Below are 2,627 nucleotides of genomic sequence, written 5' to 3'. Positions count from 1 at the left end.
CTCGACTCCATGAAGTTGGAATCGCTAGTAATCGCGGATCAGCATGCCGCGGTGAATACGTTCCCGGGCCTTGTACACACCGCCCGTCACACCACGAGAGTTGATTGTACCAGAAGTTGTTGGGCTAACCCTTCGGGGAGGCAGGCACCTAAGGTATGGTTGATAATTGGGGTGAAGTCGTAACAAGGTAGCCGTTGGGGAACCAGCGGCTGGATCACCTCCTTTCTAAGGAAAGACAAAAGACAAAAGCTCGCAAGTTGATGTGAGCTGCTTACTGATTTTGAGGGATCAAGTACCCCTTGATCTTTTCAATGCAGACCGATGTACTGGTAGGGGCCTGTAGCTCAGTCCGGTTAGAGCGCACGCCTGATAAGCGTGAGGTCGGTGGTTCAATTCCACCCAGGCCCACCACCCTACATAGTCTGAAGACCCTGGGGGATTAGCTCAGCTGGGAGAGCGCCTGCCTTGCACGCAGGAGGTCAGCGGTTCGATCCCGCTATCCTCCACCACATCGGTTTTCAGAAGAACAGACAAGGCCCTTATGGGTCTTTTCTCTTGTTCTGACTTACCAAGCGCCTCAGGTGTTTGGTGAGTAAAGATGATCTTTGACAATTAGGATATAGATTCAATAAAGCGCTCAGCGTATTTGTGGTAAGTTTTTTGTGGCTAAGCTACTAAGAGCAAACGGCGGATGCCTTGGCGTCAAGAGGCGATGAAAGACGTGACTAGCTGCGATAAGCTTCGGGGAGCTGCTAAATAAGCTTTGATCCGGAGATTTCTGAATGGGGGAACCCAGTGTGATTAATTTTACACTACCCTTAACTGAATACATAGGTTAAGGGGGCGAACGAGGTGAACTGAAACATCTAAGTAACCTCAGGAAGAGAAAGTAAAAACGATATTCCAAGTAGCGGCGAGCGAACGGGATAGAGCCTAAACCGTATACATGTCAAGCCTGGAGGCGTTGTGTATGCGGGGTCGTGGGATTTGACTTCCATCTGCTCCAGCAGGTGGGGGGAGTTACAAAGTTGATTGTTATCTGAAGCATTCTGGAAAGGATGGCCGTAGAAGGTGACAGCCCTGTAAGAGAAAGCGATCAACCTCCCTTGTCAGACACCCGAGTACCGCGGAACACGAGAAATTCTGTGGGAATTTGTGAGGACCATCTCATAAGGCTAAATACTACTTGACGACCGATAGCGAACCAGTACCGTGAGGGAAAGGTGAAAAGTACCCCTGTGAGGGGAGTGAAATAGTACCTGAAACCGTTTGCTTACAAGCAGTGGGAGCACGATGTCTTCGGACCGTGTGACCGCGTGCCTTTTGCATAATGAGTCAGCGAGTTAATCTACGTAGCAAGGTTAAGCCGATAGGTGTAGCCGTAGCGAAAGCGAGTCTGAACAGGGCGAAATGAGTTGCGTGGATTAGACCCGAAACCAAGTGATCTATCCATGGCCAGGGTGAAGCGTGAGTAAAATCACGTGGAGGCCCGAACCGTCGCACGTTGAAAAGTGCTCGGATGAGCTGTGGATAGGGGTGAAAGGCCAAACAAACTTGGAAATAGCTGGTTCTCTCCGAAATATATTTAGGTATAGCCTTGCGTAACTATGCAACGGGGGTAGAGCACTGAATGGGCTAGGGGTCTCACCAGATTACCAAACCTAATCAAACTCCGAATACCGTTGACATTTATCGCAGGAGTCAGACTGCGGGAGCTAAGTTCCGCGGTCGAGAGGGAAACAACCCAGATCGCCAGCTAAGGTCCCTAAATCCATACTAAGTGGTAAAGGAAGTGGAAATGCTTAGACAACCAGGAGGTTGGCTTAGAAGCAGCCATCCTTCAAAGAAAGCGTAACAGCTCACTGGTCGAGTGAGTCCGCGCCGAAGATGTAACGGGGCTAAGTATGGTACCGAAGCTGCGGGTTAGTATTTATACTGACGGTAGGAGAGCATTCTGTAGGGTTGAAGGTCGATCGAAAGAACGGCTGGACCGATCAGAAGAGCCCATGCTGACATGAGTAGCGATAAAGCAGGTGAAAAACCTGCTCGCCGAAAGCCTAAGGTTTCCTGAGTAAAGCTAATCTTCTCAGGGTTAGTCGATCCCTAAGCCGAGGCCGAAAGGCGTAGGTGATGGAAAACAGGTTAATATTCCTGTACCACCGTGCAATCGTTTGAGAGACGGAGGGACGCAGAAGGGTAGGTCATCCGGGTGTTGGACATCCCGGTTCAAGCAGGTAGGCTTGAGAGGCAGGTAAATCCGCTTCTCTTTAAGGCCGAGACGTGATGACGAGCACGTATGTGCATAAAGTGATTGATCCCATACTGCCAAGAAAATCTTCTATCGAGATTGTAAGGTGATCGTACCGCAAACCGACACAGGTAGGCAGGGAGAGAATCCCAAGGCGCTTGAGAGAACCCTGGTTAAGGAACTCGGCAAAATCACACCGTAACCTAGGGAGAAGGTGTACCTCATATATGTGACGGACTTCGCGTCCAGAGCAGACAGAGGTCGCAGAGAAATGGCGGTAGCGACTGTTTACTAAAAACATAGGACTCTGCTAAGTCGCAAGACGATGTATAGGGTCTGACGCCTGCCCGGTGCCGGAAGGTTAAGGGGATTTGTTAGT

Annotated in this window: 2 tRNA genes and 2 rRNA genes; all 4 read left to right on the top strand. The window is 50.1% G+C overall.

The annotated features are described in order from the left end of the window. Nucleotides 1-225 (top strand): 16S ribosomal RNA (locus MSL71_RS26245); the annotation flags it as partial. Nucleotides 226-333: 108 nt separating this feature from the next. Next, nucleotides 334-411: transfer RNA gene (locus tag MSL71_RS26240), tRNA-Ile, on the top strand. A gap of 22 nt (nucleotides 412-433) precedes the next feature. Beyond that, a tRNA-Ala gene (locus MSL71_RS26235) sits at nucleotides 434-509 on the top strand. Nucleotides 510-664: 155 nt separating this feature from the next. Continuing rightward, nucleotides 665-2,627: ribosomal RNA gene (locus MSL71_RS26230) — 23S ribosomal RNA — on the top strand; the annotation flags it as partial.

The organism is Desulfoluna butyratoxydans (assembly GCF_900699765.1).
Taxonomy (GTDB): Bacteria; Desulfobacterota; Desulfobacteria; order Desulfobacterales; family Desulfolunaceae; genus Desulfoluna; species Desulfoluna butyratoxydans.
Note: the sequence above shows the minus strand (reverse complement) of the source record. Positions and strands in the feature narration are given on the sequence as shown.